This window comes from Streptomyces sp. WAC03905, from assembly GCF_057371075.1.
The window spans coordinates 4,477,117-4,493,473 of the sequence record NZ_JBXYDZ010000003.1; the positions used below are offsets into that span (position 1 = coordinate 4,477,117).

Sequence of the window (16,357 nt, forward strand, 5' to 3'; positions counted from 1 at the left end):
CTCGATTCCGTAGGTCATGCCACGAGGGTGCCAGGCGTGATCATCCGGCGTCCAGCGAGAAAACGGCCTCGCCGCGGACGCGGCCGTTGACCTGGAGCTGCACCAGGTGCTCGCCGGAGTGGTAGCGGCGGGTGGTGATCGGTTTGAAGGAGTGCCGCCGGGTGCCGGTGAGGGTTTCGCCGGGCGCCAGCGGGCGGGTGACGAGCTTGAAGACCTTCGGGGTGCGGGTGCCGTTCGCCTTCGTGTGGTGCACGACGTAGTCGATCACCAGCTCGGCCGGCAGCTCGCCGGTGTTGGTGACGGCGTAGTCGAAGACGAGGTATTCGCCGACGGCCACGCGCGGGGTGGTGACCACCGGTCCGTGCACGGTGACGGGGACGTCCGGGGCGTGGCCGAGGAGGGTCAGCGCCTCGGGCGGCCGGCCTTGACCAGGGTGCGCAGGCCGTGCCGGACGACGCGGTCGGTGGTGTCGGCCGGTTCGGGTTCGGCCAGCCAGCGGGCCGCGGTCTCGACGGCGAGGCCGGGGTGGTCGCGGCTGATGTCGTTGAGGTGGTTGGAGACGGAGCGGCGGACGTACTCGGACGCGTCGCGGTGGAGGGCGTCCAGCACGGGCAGGGCGGGGCGCGGGTCGGCGACGAAGGCGGGGAGCTGCGGGGCCCACGGCAGCCGGGGCCGGGTGCCCTCGCTGGCGAGGCGCCGTACGTGCGGGTCCGGGTCGTCCGTCCACTTCCGTACGACGGCCAGGGCGCGGTCGGCGTCGGCCCGCAGGAAGGGCCGGACCGCGGATTCGGCGGTCAGCCGGGGCGTGAGGTCGTGCAGCAGCTCCAGCCCGGGCTCGAAGACCTCCAGCCCGCGGACGGCGACGGCCTCGTTGACGGGGAAGGTCATCCACCCCTCGAAGCCGGGTTCGGCGAGTGCGGAGCGGACGACGGCCTCGAAGGCGGGCCAGTCCTCGGGGAGGTCGGCGAGGACGGCGTCGCGGACGGCCGCGACCCGGCCGCTGTACGTCAGCCCGTCGAGGGCGGCGGCGCGGGCGGTCAGGGCGGGCGCGGTCCGGCGGCCGCCGGCGCGGGCGAGGATGCGGGCCAGGGTGGTGACGGTGTCCGCGCTGAGGAGTTCATCGGCCGTGGGCATGGGGACAGTCTCGCGGATCGCGCCGCCGGGCCGTGGTGCATTACCCCGTTACCAGTGGTCACCGCAAAGTCACGACGGAAAGTTTGGAAAAGTGCAAATCGGACATGCCTGCGGTTTCCGCATGCTGAAAGCCTCTTGGTCGCGCCTGTCGATTCGAGGTTGGGTGCCTGGGTGAACCTTTTATTAAGTGCTCGTGAACTGTTCCGGCCTCAGGATTCCAAGGCGTCGGGGCCGGTTCTCTTCCGGAGTTCGGTCCTCCAGATGTGGAATGCGCAGCATCTAACGTCCTGACCCATGACTCAGCTGGACGTTCGGCCTCGGGCCGGAGACACGGTAAGCGGCGTCGCCGACGGCGATGTCCGCGGCAAGGGCCTCGGCAAGGGGTCCGTGGGGCTCGTGGGCAGCGCCGTCATCGGCATCTCCACCGTCGCGCCCGTCTACTGCCTGACCTCGACCCTCGGCTCCACCGCCGGCGAGGTCGGCCTGCAGATGCCCGCGATCTTCCTCGCCGGGTTCCTGCCGATGCTCCTGGTCGCCTTCGCCTACCGCGAGCTCAACAAGGCCATGCCGGACTGCGGCACCTCCTTCACCTGGACCGTCAAGGCCTTCGGCCCGCGGATCGGCTGGATGTGCGGCTGGGGCCTGGTGATCGCCACGATCATCGTCCTCTCCAACCTCGCAGGCGTCGCCACCTCCTACTTCTGGCTGCTGGCCGGCGAGATCACGGGCAACCCGTCGATCGCCGCCCTCGACGACAACAAGCTCGTCCACATCGCCACCTGCCTGACCCTGATCGCCCTCGCGACCGCCATCAGCTACCGCGGCATGACCGCCACCAAGGGCGTCCAGTACGCCCTGGTCGGCCTCCAGCTCGTCGTGCTCGCCGTCTTCGTCGCGATGGCCTTCCAGAAGGCCTCCGCCGGCACCTTCGACACCGGCCTGGACTTCTCCTGGTCCTGGATGAACCCCTTCGCGGTCGAGTCCATGGCGGCCTTCACCGCCGGACTCTCGCTCTCGATCTTCATGTACTGGGGCTGGGACGCCTGCCTGGCCACCAACGAGGAGACCACCGGCTCCACGAAGACCCCCGGCCGCGCCTCGCTCATCGCGATGGTCGTCCTCGTCGGCTCCTACCTCGCCACCGGCGTCGCCGCCCAGATGGCCGTCGGCTCCGGCGGCGAAGGCCTCGGCCTCGCCAACGAGGAGACCTCCGACAACGTCTTCGCGGCCCTCGCCGGCCCGGTGATGGGCCCGGCCCTCGGCATCCTGCTCTTCGTCGCCGTCCTGGCGTCCGCCGCGGCCTCCCTGCAGACCACCTTCATCCCGGTGGCCCGCACCGTCCTCGCGATGTCCACGTACGAGGCGCTGCCGCCCTCCTACGCCAAGGTCCACCCCAGGTTCAAGACCCCGGGCCGGGCCACCGTCATGGCGGGCGCCGCCACCGGCCTCTTCTACACGGTGATGACCCTGGTCAGTGAGAACGTCCTGACCGACACGATCTTCGCGCTCGGCCTGATGATCTGCTTCTACTACTCGCTGACCGCCTTCGCGTGCGCCTGGTACTTCCGCGCCGAGCTGCGCCGCTCCGCCCGCGACCTGTTCTTCAAGGGCGTCTTCCCGGTCCTCGGCGGAGTCCTCCTGGCCGCGGTCTTCTGCAAGACCCTCTTCGACATGTGGGACCCGTCCTACGGATCCGGTTCCACCGTGCTCGGCGTCGGCAGCGTCTTCATCATCGGCGTCGGCCTGCTGGCCCTCGGCCTGGTGATCATGTTCGTCACCGAGCGCCGCAGCCCCGCCTTCTTCCGCGGCCAGGTCCTCACGAAGTCGACCCCGTCCCTGGTGGTCGAGGACTGACCCCACCCGGCCGCACCCGCGACGCCACCCGCCGAGTCATCCCAGCGGCCCCGGATCGATCCCCCCGATCCGGGGCCGCCGGCGTTCCCGGCGGTGACCTCGGGTGCGGGAGGTCGTTGGGACGGGCATGACTGCCTTGAAGCGCACCCTCGCCGCCCTGGTCCTGTCCGGGGGAGCCGCCCTCGCACTCGTTCCCGCCGCGCACGCCGCCGACGAGCCGTCCGGGGCCGCCCCGCTCGTCGGCCGGGTCGTCGACATCGCCGACCACCCCGCCCAGACCGTCCAGGACGCGAAGACGGCGGTCGCGGTGACCCAGGGTGCGGTCGGCTCCGCCACCAAGGCCACCGACAGCTCGCTCGGCGGCGCCGGCACGGCCCTGGGCGCCGGGCTGCCGAACGCCCCGAAGGTCGGCTGATCCGGAACGGACGGGGACGGGCCGGGATTGCGGCCCGCCCCGCTCGTTGAGCAGCGCATGATCCTCTGGTTGCTCAACAGCCTCAGCACGTTCGTCATCGCCGTCCTCCTGGTCGGCGGCCTCACCGGCCTCGCCGTGGCCGGGAGCGTGCTGGCCCGCCGCCGCTTCCCGCACCTGGCCCAGGGGGAGCACAACGAGATGGTCGGGATCGCGCTCGGCATGTTCGGCGCGATCTACGGCATCATCCTCGCCTTCGTCGTGGTCACCCTGTGGACGCAGCTGGAGACCACCCAGAACATCATCGCCTCCGAGGCCGGCGACCTCGCGGCCGTCGTGCGCAGCGCCGACGCCTTCCCCGCGGCCGACCGCGCGAGGGTGCACGCGGCCGTCGGCGCGTACGCCCACGCCGTCGTCGAGGTGCAGTGGCCCCTCATGCGCGAGGGCCGGCCGAGCTACGAGGCGACCGGCACCCAGACGCACGCCCTCTACCAGGCCCTCATGGCCTACGAGCCGCAAGGACCCCGCGCCGAGACCTTCTACGCCGAAGCCGCCTCCCGCCTCAACGACCTCAACTCGCAGCGCCGGGCCCGCGTCACCATGGCCGAGACCTCCCTGCCCGTCCTGCTCCAGGTGCTCGTGTACGGCGGCGCGCTCGTGATCGTCCCGCTCACCTTCCTCTTCGGGCTGCGCAGCCTGAAGATGCAGCTGCTCTTCGTGTCGGCCGTCGCCGGACTGATCGGCTTCAGCCTGCTGCTGGTGGTGGCCCTGGACCGGCCCTTCGCGGGCGACCTGAGCGTGAGCCCCGCGCCCTACAAGGAGGCCGCGCTGGCCCGGTTCTGGACGGCCGACGCCCCGGCGGATCAGCCCCGGGTGCGCGAGCAGAGCACCAGCCGGTAGCCGTCCGGGTCCTCGACGGTGACACCCCACTCGTCCCAGTACGGGTTGTGGGCGACGACCCGGGTCCCGCCGTGCTCGACGAGGCGCTGCACGAGCGCCTCGTCGGGCTCCTCGCCGAGGTACACCACGAAGAGGTCGTCGACCGTGGGCGCGGGCACCACCGGGTTCGAGGCGTCCCGGGTCAGCGCGAAGTGCCAGCCGCCCCCGGCCGGTCCCACCATCAGCAAGTCGTGTTCACCGGGCACGCTCTCGGCGCTCCGCCACTGCACCTCCAGCCCGAGCCCGTCGACGTAGAACCGCTCGGCGGCGGCCAGGTCCAGGGACGGGCGGGCGATACGGACATGGGCACGTGAATCGATCACGTCCGGCAGCGTACGGGGCGCGCCTCGGCAGGGCCGCGGTCGCCCCGGCGCTGTCCGGCACCGGGCTGGCTCCTCTCAGGGGCGCCAGCGCGGGGCGTCGTAGTCCGGGTCGTCGGGGCTGCCGAAGTGGAACGGCACGCCGAGGTGGTTCGCCAGGGTGCGGCCCGCCTCGGCGGCGGCCTCGGACGGGTCGCGGTCGTTGCGGCTGTAGACCGTGGCGAGGGCCCGTTCCTCGGCGGGCTCGTCCGTGATCGCCAGCAGGTTCACGAACCAGCCGTGGACGGTGTCTCCGTCCCAGACGGCCTCGACCGCCGCCACCCGCCCCGGCAGGCCGCTCACGAGGGCGGCCAGGGACGCCAGATCCAGCGGACACTCGGGCGTACGGGCGATCCGGTCGCCGAGGAGGACGTACCGCTCGTGGACGATCATCTCGGCGTCGTGCAGGCCGATCCCGCGGGCGCGCCCCGCGTCCCACACGAGCTTCACGGCCGGGAAGAGGGAGTCCTGGAGGACGTACCCGTCGACCTGGGTGCGGATGCCCGCGGGGAGCGTCTCCCAGAGGCCCTGGTCCTGGTCCTGGTCCTGTCCCTGGTCCTGCGGCTGTGCTGCGGGCATGCCCGATCCGTCCCCTCGATCCGTCCGGCTGTCATGGTCCAGGGCGGCCGGTCCCGCCGTCGAGGGGATTTCGGCGCCCCCGACAGGGACGGAATAGCTCCGCGTGCGGCGGGAGTTGCACGCCGCATGACGACCGACATACTCACCGACCTCACCGGCCTCACCGACCTCGCCGATGCCGACCGCTCGTTCCTCTTCGTCCTCGGCAGCTCCCGACCGGACGGCAACACCGAGATCCTCGCCCGGGCGGCGGCGGAGCAACTGCCGGCCGGCACCCCGCAGCGCTGGGTCGACCTCGCCAAGGACCCGCTGCCCGACTTCCAGGACGGCCGGCACGAGGACGGGACCTGGCCGGTGGGCGAGCAGGAGGAGGTGCTGCGCCGGCTCACCCTGGAGGCCACCGATGTCGTCATCGCCTCGCCGCTGTACTGGTACGCGGTCTCTGCCGGCACCAAGCGCTACCTCGACTACTGGTCCGGCTGGCTCGGAGTACCCGGCATGGACTTCAAGCAGCGGATGGCAGGCCGCACGCTGTGGGGCGTCACGGCGATGGCCGAGGAGAACGAGGCCACGGCGAACGGGCTGATCGCCAGCCTCAACAACACCGCCGCCTACATGGGGATGCGCTTCGGCGGCGTCCTGCTCGGCAACGGCTCCCGCCCCGGCCAGGTGCGCGCCGACGAGCGCGCGATGACCCGCGCCAAGACCTTCTTCGCGCGCGAGGCCCCGCTCGCCCGGTTCCCCGCCGAGGGGGAGACCGGGGAGCGGTAGCCGCGCCGCCGTTCAGCGGGTGGCGGTGACGCCGCCCAGGAACGCGGTCCAGGCGTCCGGGGTGACGGCCAGCTCGGGGCCGGCCGTCACCTTGGAGTCCCGGACGTGCACGGCGCCGGGGCAGGCGGCGACCTCGACGCAGTCGTCGCCCTGGCTGCCGCTGTACGAGGACTTGTGCCAGGAGAGGGCGACCTCGACGCAGTTGTCGCCGTCGCCGCTGCTGTAACTGCTCTTGAACCACCGGAGCCGGGAGCTCTTCACAGGGATCCTCGCATTCGCATCAACAGGCCAGCGCTGTCCGCCGGATTGAGGGCCTGAATGCGAAGTTTGGCATACCGCTGGTGGAGAAGGCTGATGTCCTTCGGGTCGGAGATGACCTGGCCCGTCTGCTGCCCCTCGGTGTAGCCCAGCCACTCGTGTTCATCGGTTTCCAGGAGCCGGAAGGGGCCGTCGGTGCCTGCGTGAACCGGCTGGACCAGCGGCATGATCTGGACGTCCACGTTGGGCAGCTCCCCGCACTCCAGGAGCCGGTCGACCAACTCCCGCGTCACCTGCGGCCCGCCCGTGCGGCGCTCGATCAGCGCCTGCTCGATGACGAAGCTGAAGAGCGCGTACGGGGTGCGGTGCAGCAGCTTCTGCCGCTCCAGGCGGACCGCGACACGGGCCTCCGCCTCCTCCGGGGTGGCCAGCGGCGGCACGTTCTCGATGAGGGCGCGGGCGTAGGACTCCGGCTGGAGCAGGCCCGGCACGGACCGGCACTCGTACGTATTGAGGGTGACGGCCAGCTCCTCCAGCTCCGCCCACCGCCGGAACCACGTCGCCAGGCCGCGCCGCCGCGTCAGCTGCTTCGCGGCGATGTCGATGACGCCGAAGGTGTCCAGGACCGCCTCGGTCTTGTGCACGAACTTCTGCGACGGGTGGCGTCGGCCCTGCTCGACCGAGCCGACGTACTGGACCGAGTAACCGATCAGCGGGGCCAGTTGCTCCTGGGTCAGGCCGGCCCGTTTGCGGGAGGCCTTGACCGTCTCGCCGAAGCTGCGCAGGTTGTCGTCCGGTTCGACCTCGCCGTCACCGCTGTCGTCGGCACGCACCATGGCGGTCACCTCCCCGACAGCAGATTCACGCACCGTGACCGCGCCTGTCCAGGAAGTGGACTCGTACAGTTGGTTTGTACGAGTCGGGGTGGTGTTGAACGACGCTGGTCGGGCGGGATGTTGGCGGCATGACCGCACCTTCCGGCCCTGCCCGGGCCCTCGTACGCGTGTTCACTCAGCGTTTCACCAGCACCCGCCGCGGGGCCCGGCTGGCCCGGCAGCTGGCCCTCGTCGAGCTCCACGACTGGGGCTTCCCCGAGTCCACCGGCCTGGCGGCCGACGCCGGGCTCCTCGTGGCCGAACTGGCCGCCAACGCCGTACGCCACGGGTGCGTCCCGGGGCGGGACTTCGAGCTGAAGCTGACGCTCCTGGAGGAGATCCTGCGCATCGAGGTCTCCGACGCCCGCGGCGACCGCCGCCCGGCCGTGCAGCCGCACGCGTACGGGGCGGAATCCGGCTACGGCCTGCGCATCGTGGCCGCCGTCGCCGCCGACTGGGGCGTCTCGGACCGCACCGTCGGCAAGACGGTCTGGGCGGAGCTGACCCGGCGGCGGTGCCCCCCTGCGGGAAGCGTGTAGGGGGCTTGTAAGCTCCGCCTGCCCGTCGTGTGACTGACACAGGACGAGGATCTGCTGAGCTGGGGGCTCCATGAGATTGCTGCCGTCGGGCAGAAGCATGCGCGAGAGACGGGGGAGGGGCAGGGCCGCGGTCGCGTCCGGGGCCCTGCTGCTCTCCGTGCTGGCGTCGTTCACCGGTCAGACCGGAGCCGCCGCGGCGGCGGAACGGCCGCCCGCCGCCACCACCTCACCGCAGTCCGGCGCTGCGGCCGGAGCCGCTCCCGAAGCCGGCCCTCAGGCCGCGCCCGCGCCGAAGCCCGGTTCGGCGGGCGACCGCGAAGCCGTCGTGCGCTCACTCCAGCAGAGTGGCCAGGCTGCCGGTGCCTGCCCGCCGGCCCTGCAGCCGAGCACGATCGTCACCTGCGCGGTCGAGGCGAACACGACGGCGTCCTTCTCCATCACGCTGAGCGCACCGGACCTGCTCGTCCTGCAGGTCGCCACGACGCCCGGGGTCCTCCGGCCCCAGCTGACCTCCCCCACCGGCGCCGCCGTGGCGTGCGAGCACGTGTTGGGTCCGGGCGACTACGCCTACGGAGCGGTCCGCTGCCCCGCCACCCAGGCGGGCACCTACACGATGAAGGTCGCGAACGGCACCGGCTCGCAGAGCCAGCTCTGGACCTCGTACCTGCCGCTGGTCTCCTCCACCGCCTGCAAGACCGTCGCTCCCGCCGACCGCACGCTCGGCGCTCCCAAGGTGTTCCAGGGAGCGCTGCCGGCCGGCTCGGCGGGTGACTGCTACGCGCTGGACCTGGTGGCCAACGACGTGCTCCGCACCTACTCGTCCTCCAAGGACGTTCACCACAGCGTCCACGACGCGACCGGCAAGCAGATCTGCGCCGACGTCAACGACTGGCGGAACACCGGCAGCGTCGCGCTGGACTGCAAGCTGACCGGTACCGCGCCGTTCCGGATGGCGGCGGTCAGTGCCCTCGGGGCGAGCCAGGCGGCGTACGACGTCACCCTGGCGCGTCTGTCCCGTCCGGAGGGCTGCACGGTGGTGGAGCCCCAGGCGTTCGGGGTCTCTCCGGACCTGAGCTCCGCGGTGGGCTGCCGGACCCTGCGGGCCTCCCAGCCCGCCTGGCACTCCTTCGGCCCCGTCGCCTCCGGTGCGGTCCCTGCCGGAAAGCTGTTCACCGCGGCCGGCGCCGACATGCCCCAGGTGTGCCAGCACGGCGGGTGCGATCTGCCCGCCGGCGACCACACTTGGGTGGCAGCTCCCCAGCCGGGGGCACCCGCGGCCTTCGGCATGGCCTTCCACTCCGCCAGGGAGACCCGGGGCTGCACCGCCACCTCGGACAACGGTCTCGTCGCCGGGCCGGCTACCGGCACCTTCGGCGGTCCCGGACAGAAGCTGTGCCTGACCCTGCCGACCGTCTCCGGCCAGGGCGTGTACCTGCTCGACAGGTCGCCCGCAGGCGGTAAGGCCGTGAACGCCGTGGTCTACGACGCGTCCGGCCTCAAGCAGTGCGAGTACTCCGGCTACCACCCCGTCTGCAAGCTGACCGGGACCGCGCCCTTCCGGGCCGTCCTGACCGGTGCGCCGTCGCAGGCGTACGCGCTGGCGGTCCACCGGACCGGCGAGGCCGCGGGATGTGCGGCCTGGCCGCGGACCGGCTTCGACGGCACGGTGGGGGTGGAGGTGCAGCTGACCTCGGACGGACGGCAGTCCTGCCTGAGCCTGCCTGCCGACCAGCACGCGGCCGCCGAGGTGCTGTCCTACTCCGAACCCTTCAACCGGCAGTGGGGGACCTTCTACGTCGCCGACACCGCGGGCAACGTCGCCTGCCTCGGCGGGGCGGTCCTGGCGTGCCCCCTCGCACCCGGTACCCCGTACACCGTCGTGCTGGTCGGACAGGCCGACACCTACAAGCTGGCACGGCGCGACATCTCGGGGACGGCGAACTGCACCGCCCCAGTGTCGACAAAGGTCGGCGGCCGGGCCACGCCCTTCGACCTGGGCTCGGCGCTCGACGCCCGATGCCTGAGGGTGAGCGGTGCCGCCACCGACAAGTTCTGGCTGAGCGCCAGGACGGCGGGCGGCAAGGACGACCCTTCGGCGACGCTGCAGGTGGTCGACGCGTCCGGCAAGTACCTGTGCGAGCAGTACACGGTGGCCTGCCGGGTCACCGGATCCACCTCGTACGTCGCGATCGTCCACAGCAAGAACCACGCGGGCAAGCCGATCCACACGGACGTGGACACCTGGAAGGTCGCCACGTCGGCGGGCTGGGCGCCGGAGTGCACCGCGAACCGGATCTCGGTGGCGGGCTTCCCGGACCGCAGCGGGGTCCTGACGGAGAACTCCACCGCCTACTGCGCGGTCATCGACATGAAGCCCTCGCAGAGTTTCGGCGTCGGTGTGCCGTTCACGACCAACGACCTGGCCAGCCAGGCAGCTCCCGAGCGGAGTCTGCTGGGCCCGGACGTGTGGGAGGGCACCGGCACCACGTCCAGGTACGGGTGCGATGGCCACGGCCTCTGCTCCACCCAGAGCGATGCCCGGGCCGGCCAGGCCGTCCTGATGCTGAGTGCCGGCAAGACGGCCCTGCCGGTCGAATTCACCATGGGCGGATCCTGCGTCACCACGTGCAGCGGGCAGCAGCCCAGCCCTTGGGTGTCCGGGATCAGCCCGGCCACCGGTCCCGCCGGGACGCGGAACCAGGCGGTCGTGCACGGGCAGAACCTCACCCTCGGCACGGAACTCATGCTGATGCCCACCGGCACGCAGTACGAACAGGGCCCCTACCTGAAGGCGCTGTCGGTGAGCCCGGACGGGACCTCGATGAAGGTGCTCGTCGACACGACCGGCCTTCAGCCGGGCCTGTACGACGTCGGGCCCTTCATCGGGCACAGGATCACCAAGGCGTACACGGTGACGGCGCCGACGACGGCCGCCAAGAGCCGCTTCGTACCGCACGGCCCGGCGCGGTTCCTGGACACCCGTGACGGCACCGGTGCGACGAAGCAGCGGGTCGGTCCGGGCGGGGTGGTCACCCTCCAGGTGGCGGGTGTGAAGGGCGTCCCCGCGAGCGGGGTGACGGCGGTGGTCATGAACGTGACGGCGGTGCTGCCGACCGAGGCCGGGCACGTGATGGTGTACCCGAACGGTCAGCCCAGGCCGTCGGTGTCGAACCTCAACTTCGCGCCCGGGCAGATCGTGCCGAACCTGGTGACGGTGCCGGTGGTCAACGGCAAGGTCGACCTGCGCAACAACGCCGGTTCGGTGGACCTGATCGCCGACGTGACGGGCTACTACACCGACCAGGCCGGCGCGGGCTCCGGGCTGAACCCGGTCACCCCGGCTCGGTTCCTGGACACCCGTGACGGCACGGGTGCGGCGAAGCAGCGGGTCGGTCCGGGCGGGGTCGTCACCCTCCAGGTCGCCGGTGTGAAGGGCGTCCCGGCGAGCGGGGTCACGGCGGTCGTGATGAACGTGACGGCGGTCCAGCCGACCGAAGCGGGTCATGTGACGGTCTACCCCAACGGGCAGGCGGCGCCGGGCGTGTCGAACCTGAACTTCACGCCCGGGCAGATCGTCCCCAACCTGGTGACGGTGCCGGTGGTGAACGGGACGGTGGACCTGCGCAACAACTCCGGCTCGGTGGACCTGATCGCCGATGTCACTGGCTACTACGCGGCCACCGGTTCGGCCTTCTCGGCCGGTGCGCCGGTCCGGCTGCTGGACACCCGGGACGGGACCGGCGCCCGCGCCGGAGCCGTCGGCGGGGGCGGCATCGTCAGCCTGCAGGTGGCCGGGGTCGAAGGAGTGCCGCTCACGGGAGTGACCGCGGTGGTCCTGAACGTCACCGTGACCAACCCCTCCCAGGACGGCCACCTCATCGTGCACCCGCACGGCACCGGGCGGCCGAACGTGTCGAACCTCAACTACACGGCGGGACAGACCGTCTCCAACCTGGTGGTCGTACCCGTGGTCGACGGCCGGGTGACGTTCTTCAACAACACCGGCTCGGTCGACGTGATCGCCGACCTGAACGGCTACTTCACGTCCTGAGGATCCGCGGAGGAGTGAACCGGGGCCCGTCCGATCGCACGATCGGGCGGGCCCCGCCGCTGTGCGGGGACCGGGAGGGGAGCGGTCAGAGGTTCAGAGGTACTGGGCGAAGTCGTCCAGGGTGCGCAGGATCTCCGGCTCGGGGGCCGAGGGGAGCTGGAGGACGACCTCCTCGATGCCGAGGTCGGCGTAGTGGGCGAGCTTGCCCGGGGTGGGCTGCACGGCGTACGGGACCACCTGGAGGGACTTCGGGTCGCGTCCGGCGGTCTCCCAGACCTGGCGGAGGACCGGCAGCGACTCGGTCAGGCCGCCGCCGCCGATCGGGAGCCAGCCGTCGGCGTGGTCGGCGACGGCGGCGAACAGCTTCGGGCCGGCCGCACCGCCGATCAGGGTGCGGGGGCCGTGCAGGGGTGTACCGGGGCGCAGTTCGCGCGGGGCCTGGGCGGGCTTGGGGTGGGCGCTGCTGGCCCGGACGGAGCAGTACTGGCCGACGTACGCCGTCGGTTCGGGCGCCCACAGGGCGCGCATCAGGGCCATCCGGTCGCGGACCAGGTCGCGGCGGGTGCGCCACTCGACGCCGTGGTCAGCGGCCTCCTCGACGTTCCAGCCGTAGCCGATGCCCAGGGTGAAACGGCCGTCGGAGAGGTGGTCGAGCGTCGCGACCTGCTTCGCGAGGCCGATCGGGTCGTGCTGGGCGACGAGGGTGATGCCGGTGCCGAGGTGCAGGTGCTCGGTGACCGCGGCCGCCTGGCCGAGGGCGACGAAGGGGTCGAGGGTGCGGCCGTACATCTCGGGGAGTTCGCCGCCCATCGGGGCGGGGGTGTCGCGGGAGGCCGGGATGTGGGTGTGTTCCGGCAGGTAGAGGCCGGAGAAGCCGCGCTCCTCCAGGATCCGGGCGAGACGGACGGGGGAGACGGTGCGGTCGGTGAGGAAGACGGTCGTGGCGATCCGCATGTGTGCTGGCACCTCCGGCGGCCGGGACGTGGAAACGCCACGGTACGGTCTGGCGCCCCGATTGTTGAGGGGGCGTCAGGTCCCGGCGGACGGTTTCCGTCAGGCGCGGGGGTAGCGGGCGAGCCAGCCGGGTGAGGAGGCGGAAGGGCTGTGGAGGGTCGGGCCCTGGGTCATCTCCAGGGCGAAGTCGTCGCACAGTTCGAGGAGCGTGGCGCGGCCCTCCAGCTCCGCGAGCCAGGTGGGCGGGAGGGCGGTCTCGCCGTGCTGTGCGCCGAGCAGTGCCCCGCAGAGGGTGCCGGAGGCGACGGAGTCGCCGCCGTGGTTGACGGCGAGGCGCAGGCCGTGGGCGACGTCTTCGGCGACGAGGGCGCAGTACACGGCGACGGCGAGGGCGTGCGAGGCGTCGGGGACGGGGGCGCCGGGGGAGGGCGCGGTGGGGACGGGCGCGGTGGGGTCGGGCGCGCCGGGGGAGGGCGCGGTGGGGTCGGGCGCGGTGGGGGAGAGCGCCGCGACGGTGTCCGGGCCGGGCGGGCCCTGGGTGACCGCGGCCATGGCGCGCTGGAGGGCGTCGGTGACGGGTTGGTGGCCGGGGCGGGCACCCAGCAGGCCCAGGCTGCGCTGGACGGCGGCGTCGAGGGAGTCGCCGCGGATCAGACCGTGGACGATGACGGCGAGCGCGCCCGCGGAGAGGTGCGCGGTCGGATGGCCGTGGCTCTGCGCGGCGCACTCGACGCTGAGCTGCAGGACGAGGGCGGGCTCCCAGCCGACCAGCAGCCCGAAGGGGGCCGAGCGGGCGGCGGCGGCCGCGCCGCGGGCGGCCGGGTTCTTGGGCTGGTCGAGGGTGGCGAGGACGTCGTCACCGAAGCCGGTCAGACAGGCGCGGTCAGGGGCGCGGCGGGCGTAGAGCCACTCCTGCTGCGCGAGCCAGCCGTTGTCCGCGCGGCGCTCGTCGGGGCCCCAGTCGTGCTGGGTCGCCGCCCAGCGGCGGTACGCACGGTGCACGTCGGTGGGCGGGTGCCAGGCGCCGGTGTCCCGGCGTACGTGGGCCCGTATGAGGCCGTCCACGGTGAAGAGGGTGAGCTGGGTGGCCGCGGTGATCCGGCCGCGGCGGCCGTCCGTGGCGGTGGGTCCGGCCGGGCCGTCGGGGCCGTGCGCCTCGCGGATGGCGTCGCGGGAGAGTCCGGCGAGGGGCGCGCCGAGGGCGTCGCCGAGTGCCGCGCCGAGGAGCGTGCCGCGGATCCGGCTGCGGAAGTCCTGCTGCTCGATCCGTCCCCAGAGCCCGGTGACGATCCCCCGCCCGAGCGTCCTGCCTCCGGCGGGCTCGGCGGAGCCCTGCGCCGCCCCGGCCCCTGCGTCTCCGCCCGGGCGGGCCGCTCCGGCACGGGCAGCCGGACCGGCACCCGCCCGTCCTTGGCCCGCGGCCGGGTGGCGGCCCGCGGGGCTGGGGCCCGCCGCCCCTGGGCCTCCGGCCGGGTGGTGGTCCGCGGGGCTTGGGCCTGCCTGCCCTTGGCCTGCGGCCGGGTGGTGGTCCGCGGGGCTTGGGCCTGCCGCCCCTGGGCCTCCGGCCGGGACCGCGTGGCCGGGGCCGCCCGTCTGTCCCTGGCCTGCGGCCGGGTGGTGGTCCGCCGGGCTGGGACCTGCGACCCCTGAGCCTCCGGCCGGGAGGTGGTCCGCGGGGCCGGGGCCTGGTTGTCCCTGGCCTCCGGCCGGGACCGCGTGGACGGGGCCCGCCTGCCCCTGGCCTGCGGCCGGGTGGTGGCCCGCCGGGCCGGGACCTGCCGCCCCTGGGCCCGCGGCAGGGTGGTGTCCCGTCGGGTTGGGACCTGCGACCCCTGGGCCTCCGGCCGGGTGGTGGTCCGTCGGGCTGGGGCCTGGCTGTCCCTGGCCTCCGGCCGGGACCGCGTGGGCGGGGCCCGCCTGCCCTTGGCCTGCGGCCGGGTAGTGGTCCGCCGGGCCGGGACCTGTGACCCCTGGGCCTCCGGCCGGGACCGCGTGGCTGGGGCTGCCCGCCTGCCCTTGGCCTGCGGCCGGGTAGTGGCCCGCCGGGCCGGGACCTGCGACCCCTGCGCCCCCGGCCGGGTGGTGGCCCGTCGGGCCAGGGCCTGCCGCCGCTGGGCCGGGGCCCGTCTGTCCCTGGGCCGCAGTCGGGGGGTGGTCCGTTGGGCTGGGGCCTGCGGTCGGGGGGTGGGGCGGCGGGCTCGGGGCGGGGGGCGTTGCCCGGCCCGCGGGCGGGCCCAGGTGCGTCAGGGGGCCGGCGGCCGGGCCGGCCGCGCCTGCGTGGTTGTCGCCCGTCGTGCCGTCGTTCGTACCGATCACGTCGTCCCCCCGGGGCCGCTGGCCGGCGTCCCTACTCGTGACCGCCGAGCATACGAAATCCGCACTGTAGTGGACAGGTTCGATCCGATCCGTAAGCAGTCCGCCGAGTGAACAGTTCCGGACGCCGCCTGGCTGATGGCACGTTTTGCCAGTCCTGCCACGTCGCGTTCACGCGACGTTCTCCCCGCCCGCCCAGCCTCGACCGCATGAAGAAGGCCCTCCTCGCCGCGACCGTCGTCGCCTGCGCGCTCACCGCTTCCCTGACCGCCGCCCCCGCCGCCCACGCCCACTCCCAGGCCCGTTCCGCCGTCCCGTTCACGGAGGCCACCGTCACCGCCGGGGCCGACGGCTCCTTCACGCTCGCGTGGAAGGCCCCCGGCAGCAAGCGGGTCGAGATCAGGGCGAACGGCAAGGTCGTCGCCAGGGGCGGCGCCCAGGGCCGGGCCGTGGTCACGGGGCTGCCCGCCGCCGACCGCCAGTGGTTCGACTTCGCACCGCAGCACGGCCGGGGCCTGCGCCTCGCCGACCGTCTCGTCAAGCTGGACGGCACCGCCAACTTCCGTGACGCCGGCGGCTACCGCACCACCACCGGCCAGTGGGTCCGCATGGGGGAGGTCTACCGCTCCGATGCCCTCGACAGGCTCACCCCGAACGACCTCGCCAAGCTCCGGCGCCTGCACGTCCGTACCGTCTTCGACCTGCGCATGCAGGACGAGCGGACCAAGGACGCCGACAAGGTCCCGGCCGGTGCCACCTACGTCGTCGCCGACGTCTTCGCGGGCTCCGGCTCCTTCCAGACCATGCCCCGGACCCCCGACGAGGCCGTCAGGGCCATGGTCGACGCCGAGCGGGCGATGGTCTCCGGCGACGGCGGCAAGAAGGCGTACGCGCAGGTCTTCGACGGCATCGGGCGGGACCGCTCCCGCTCCGTCCTCTTCCACTGCACCGCCGGAAAGGACCGCACCGGCTGGGCGGGCGCCGCCCTGCTGACCGCGCTCGGCGTGCCGCGCGAGACCGTCGAGGCCGACTACCTGGCCAGCAACGACTACCGCAAGGCGGCCAACGACGCGATCCTGTCCCACCTGCCCGCCCAGCAGGCCGCCGTCTACAAGCCGCTGCTCGACGTGCGCCCCGAGTACCTGAACGCCGGCTACGACGAGGTCGCGGCCCGGTACGGCTCCTTCGACCGCTACCTCAAGGACGGGCTCGGCATCGACTCCCGCGAGATGGAGCAGCTGAAGAAGGACCTCCTCGTCGGCTGACCGGCGGGGGAGGGGGGCGGGGCCCGCGCCGCGCACCAGCCCGTGCCCCGGGGC

At 73.1% G+C, this 16,357-nt stretch carries 16 protein-coding genes; 8 read left to right on the forward strand and 8 right to left on the reverse strand.

Translation table 11 applies throughout. The features are described from left to right. Window positions 1–40: 40 nt before the first annotated feature. Together AC2RP6_RS22865 and AC2RP6_RS22870 are read right to left on the reverse strand one after the other, a co-directional pair. Window positions 41–355, reverse strand: coding sequence for a hypothetical protein (locus tag AC2RP6_RS22865; protein WP_486447876.1), 315 nt, complete (start codon window positions 353–355; stop codon window positions 41–43). 47 nt (window positions 356–402) lie between these two features. Further along, a complete protein-coding gene (locus AC2RP6_RS22870) occupies window positions 403–1,134 on the reverse strand; it encodes a hypothetical protein (protein WP_486447877.1) in 732 nt (243 codons plus the stop codon). Window positions 1,135–1,428: 294 nt separating this feature from the next. Between AC2RP6_RS22870 and AC2RP6_RS22875 the strand changes: the two genes are divergently transcribed. The 3 genes from AC2RP6_RS22875 (at window position 1,429) to AC2RP6_RS22885 (ending at window position 4,300) form a co-directional block, all read left to right on the forward strand. Then, on the forward strand, window positions 1,429–2,988 hold the full coding sequence (locus tag AC2RP6_RS22875; RefSeq protein ID WP_486447878.1) for an APC family permease: 1,560 nt from the start codon (window positions 1,429–1,431) through the stop codon (window positions 2,986–2,988). A gap of 127 nt (window positions 2,989–3,115) precedes the next feature. Further along, on the forward strand, window positions 3,116–3,403 hold the full coding sequence (locus AC2RP6_RS22880) for a hypothetical protein (protein WP_486447879.1): 288 nt from the start codon (window positions 3,116–3,118) through the stop codon (window positions 3,401–3,403). A 57-nt stretch (window positions 3,404–3,460) separates the two neighbouring features. After that, a complete protein-coding gene (locus AC2RP6_RS22885; RefSeq protein WP_486447880.1) occupies window positions 3,461–4,300 on the forward strand; it encodes a bestrophin-like domain in 840 nt (279 codons plus the stop codon). On the opposite strand, the gene AC2RP6_RS22890 is transcribed toward AC2RP6_RS22885, so the two are convergent. Then, the gene (locus tag AC2RP6_RS22890; protein WP_486447881.1) at window positions 4,264–4,662 is read right to left on the reverse strand and encodes a VOC family protein; all 399 of its coding nucleotides are present in this window, start codon (window positions 4,660–4,662) and stop codon (window positions 4,264–4,266) included. The genes AC2RP6_RS22885 and AC2RP6_RS22890 overlap by 37 nt on opposite strands. 75 nt (window positions 4,663–4,737) lie before the next feature. Next, the gene (locus tag AC2RP6_RS22895; RefSeq protein WP_486447882.1) at window positions 4,738–5,277 is read right to left on the reverse strand and encodes a hypothetical protein; all 540 of its coding nucleotides are present in this window, start codon (window positions 5,275–5,277) and stop codon (window positions 4,738–4,740) included. Between the two features lie 126 nt (window positions 5,278–5,403). Between AC2RP6_RS22895 and AC2RP6_RS22900 the strand changes: the two genes are divergently transcribed. Next, window positions 5,404–6,048 (forward strand): flavodoxin family protein, encoded by a 645-nt coding sequence (locus tag AC2RP6_RS22900; protein WP_486447883.1) that lies wholly within the window; start codon window positions 5,404–5,406, stop codon window positions 6,046–6,048. Window positions 6,049–6,060: 12 nt separating this feature from the next. Here the strand turns inward: AC2RP6_RS22900 and AC2RP6_RS22905 are convergent, their stop codons facing one another. Together AC2RP6_RS22905 and AC2RP6_RS22910 are read right to left on the reverse strand one after the other, a co-directional pair. Then, window positions 6,061–6,309, reverse strand: coding sequence for a DUF397 domain-containing protein (locus AC2RP6_RS22905; protein WP_486447884.1), 249 nt, complete (start codon window positions 6,307–6,309; stop codon window positions 6,061–6,063). Next, window positions 6,306–7,142 carry a helix-turn-helix domain-containing protein gene (locus AC2RP6_RS22910; protein WP_486447885.1) on the reverse strand — a complete coding sequence of 279 codons (837 nt, stop codon included), beginning with the start codon at window positions 7,140–7,142 and terminating at the stop codon, window positions 6,306–6,308. Before AC2RP6_RS22910 ends, AC2RP6_RS22905 begins: the two co-directional genes overlap by 4 nt. A gap of 128 nt (window positions 7,143–7,270) precedes the next feature. Between AC2RP6_RS22910 and AC2RP6_RS22915 the strand changes: the two genes are divergently transcribed. Together AC2RP6_RS22915 and AC2RP6_RS22920 are read left to right on the forward strand one after the other, a co-directional pair. Further along, complete coding sequence (locus tag AC2RP6_RS22915; RefSeq protein ID WP_486447886.1) at window positions 7,271–7,720, forward strand: ATP-binding protein; 450 nt, start codon at window positions 7,271–7,273, stop codon at window positions 7,718–7,720. Between the two features lie 97 nt (window positions 7,721–7,817). Next, complete coding sequence (locus AC2RP6_RS22920; RefSeq protein WP_486447887.1) at window positions 7,818–11,771, forward strand: hypothetical protein; 3,954 nt, start codon at window positions 7,818–7,820, stop codon at window positions 11,769–11,771. A 93-nt stretch (window positions 11,772–11,864) separates the two neighbouring features. Here AC2RP6_RS22920 and AC2RP6_RS22925 read toward each other — a convergent pair whose 3' ends face one another. After that, window positions 11,865–12,725 (reverse strand): TIGR03619 family F420-dependent LLM class oxidoreductase, encoded by an 861-nt coding sequence (locus AC2RP6_RS22925; protein WP_486447888.1) that lies wholly within the window; start codon window positions 12,723–12,725, stop codon window positions 11,865–11,867. Window positions 12,726–12,824: 99 nt separating this feature from the next. Next, entirely contained in the window at window positions 12,825–13,991 is a 1,167-nt protein-coding gene (locus AC2RP6_RS22930; protein ID WP_486450414.1) for an ADP-ribosylglycohydrolase family protein, read from the reverse strand. Between AC2RP6_RS22930 and AC2RP6_RS22935 the strand changes: the two genes are divergently transcribed. Continuing rightward, entirely contained in the window at window positions 13,875–14,375 is a 501-nt protein-coding gene (locus tag AC2RP6_RS22935; protein ID WP_486450589.1) for a hypothetical protein, read from the forward strand. The genes AC2RP6_RS22930 and AC2RP6_RS22935 overlap by 117 nt on opposite strands. Before the next feature lie 872 nt (window positions 14,376–15,247). Then, window positions 15,248–16,303, forward strand: a complete 1,056-nt coding sequence (locus tag AC2RP6_RS22940; protein WP_486447889.1) for a tyrosine-protein phosphatase — start codon at window positions 15,248–15,250, stop codon at window positions 16,301–16,303. The last annotated feature ends 54 nt before the right edge of the window (window positions 16,304–16,357 follow it).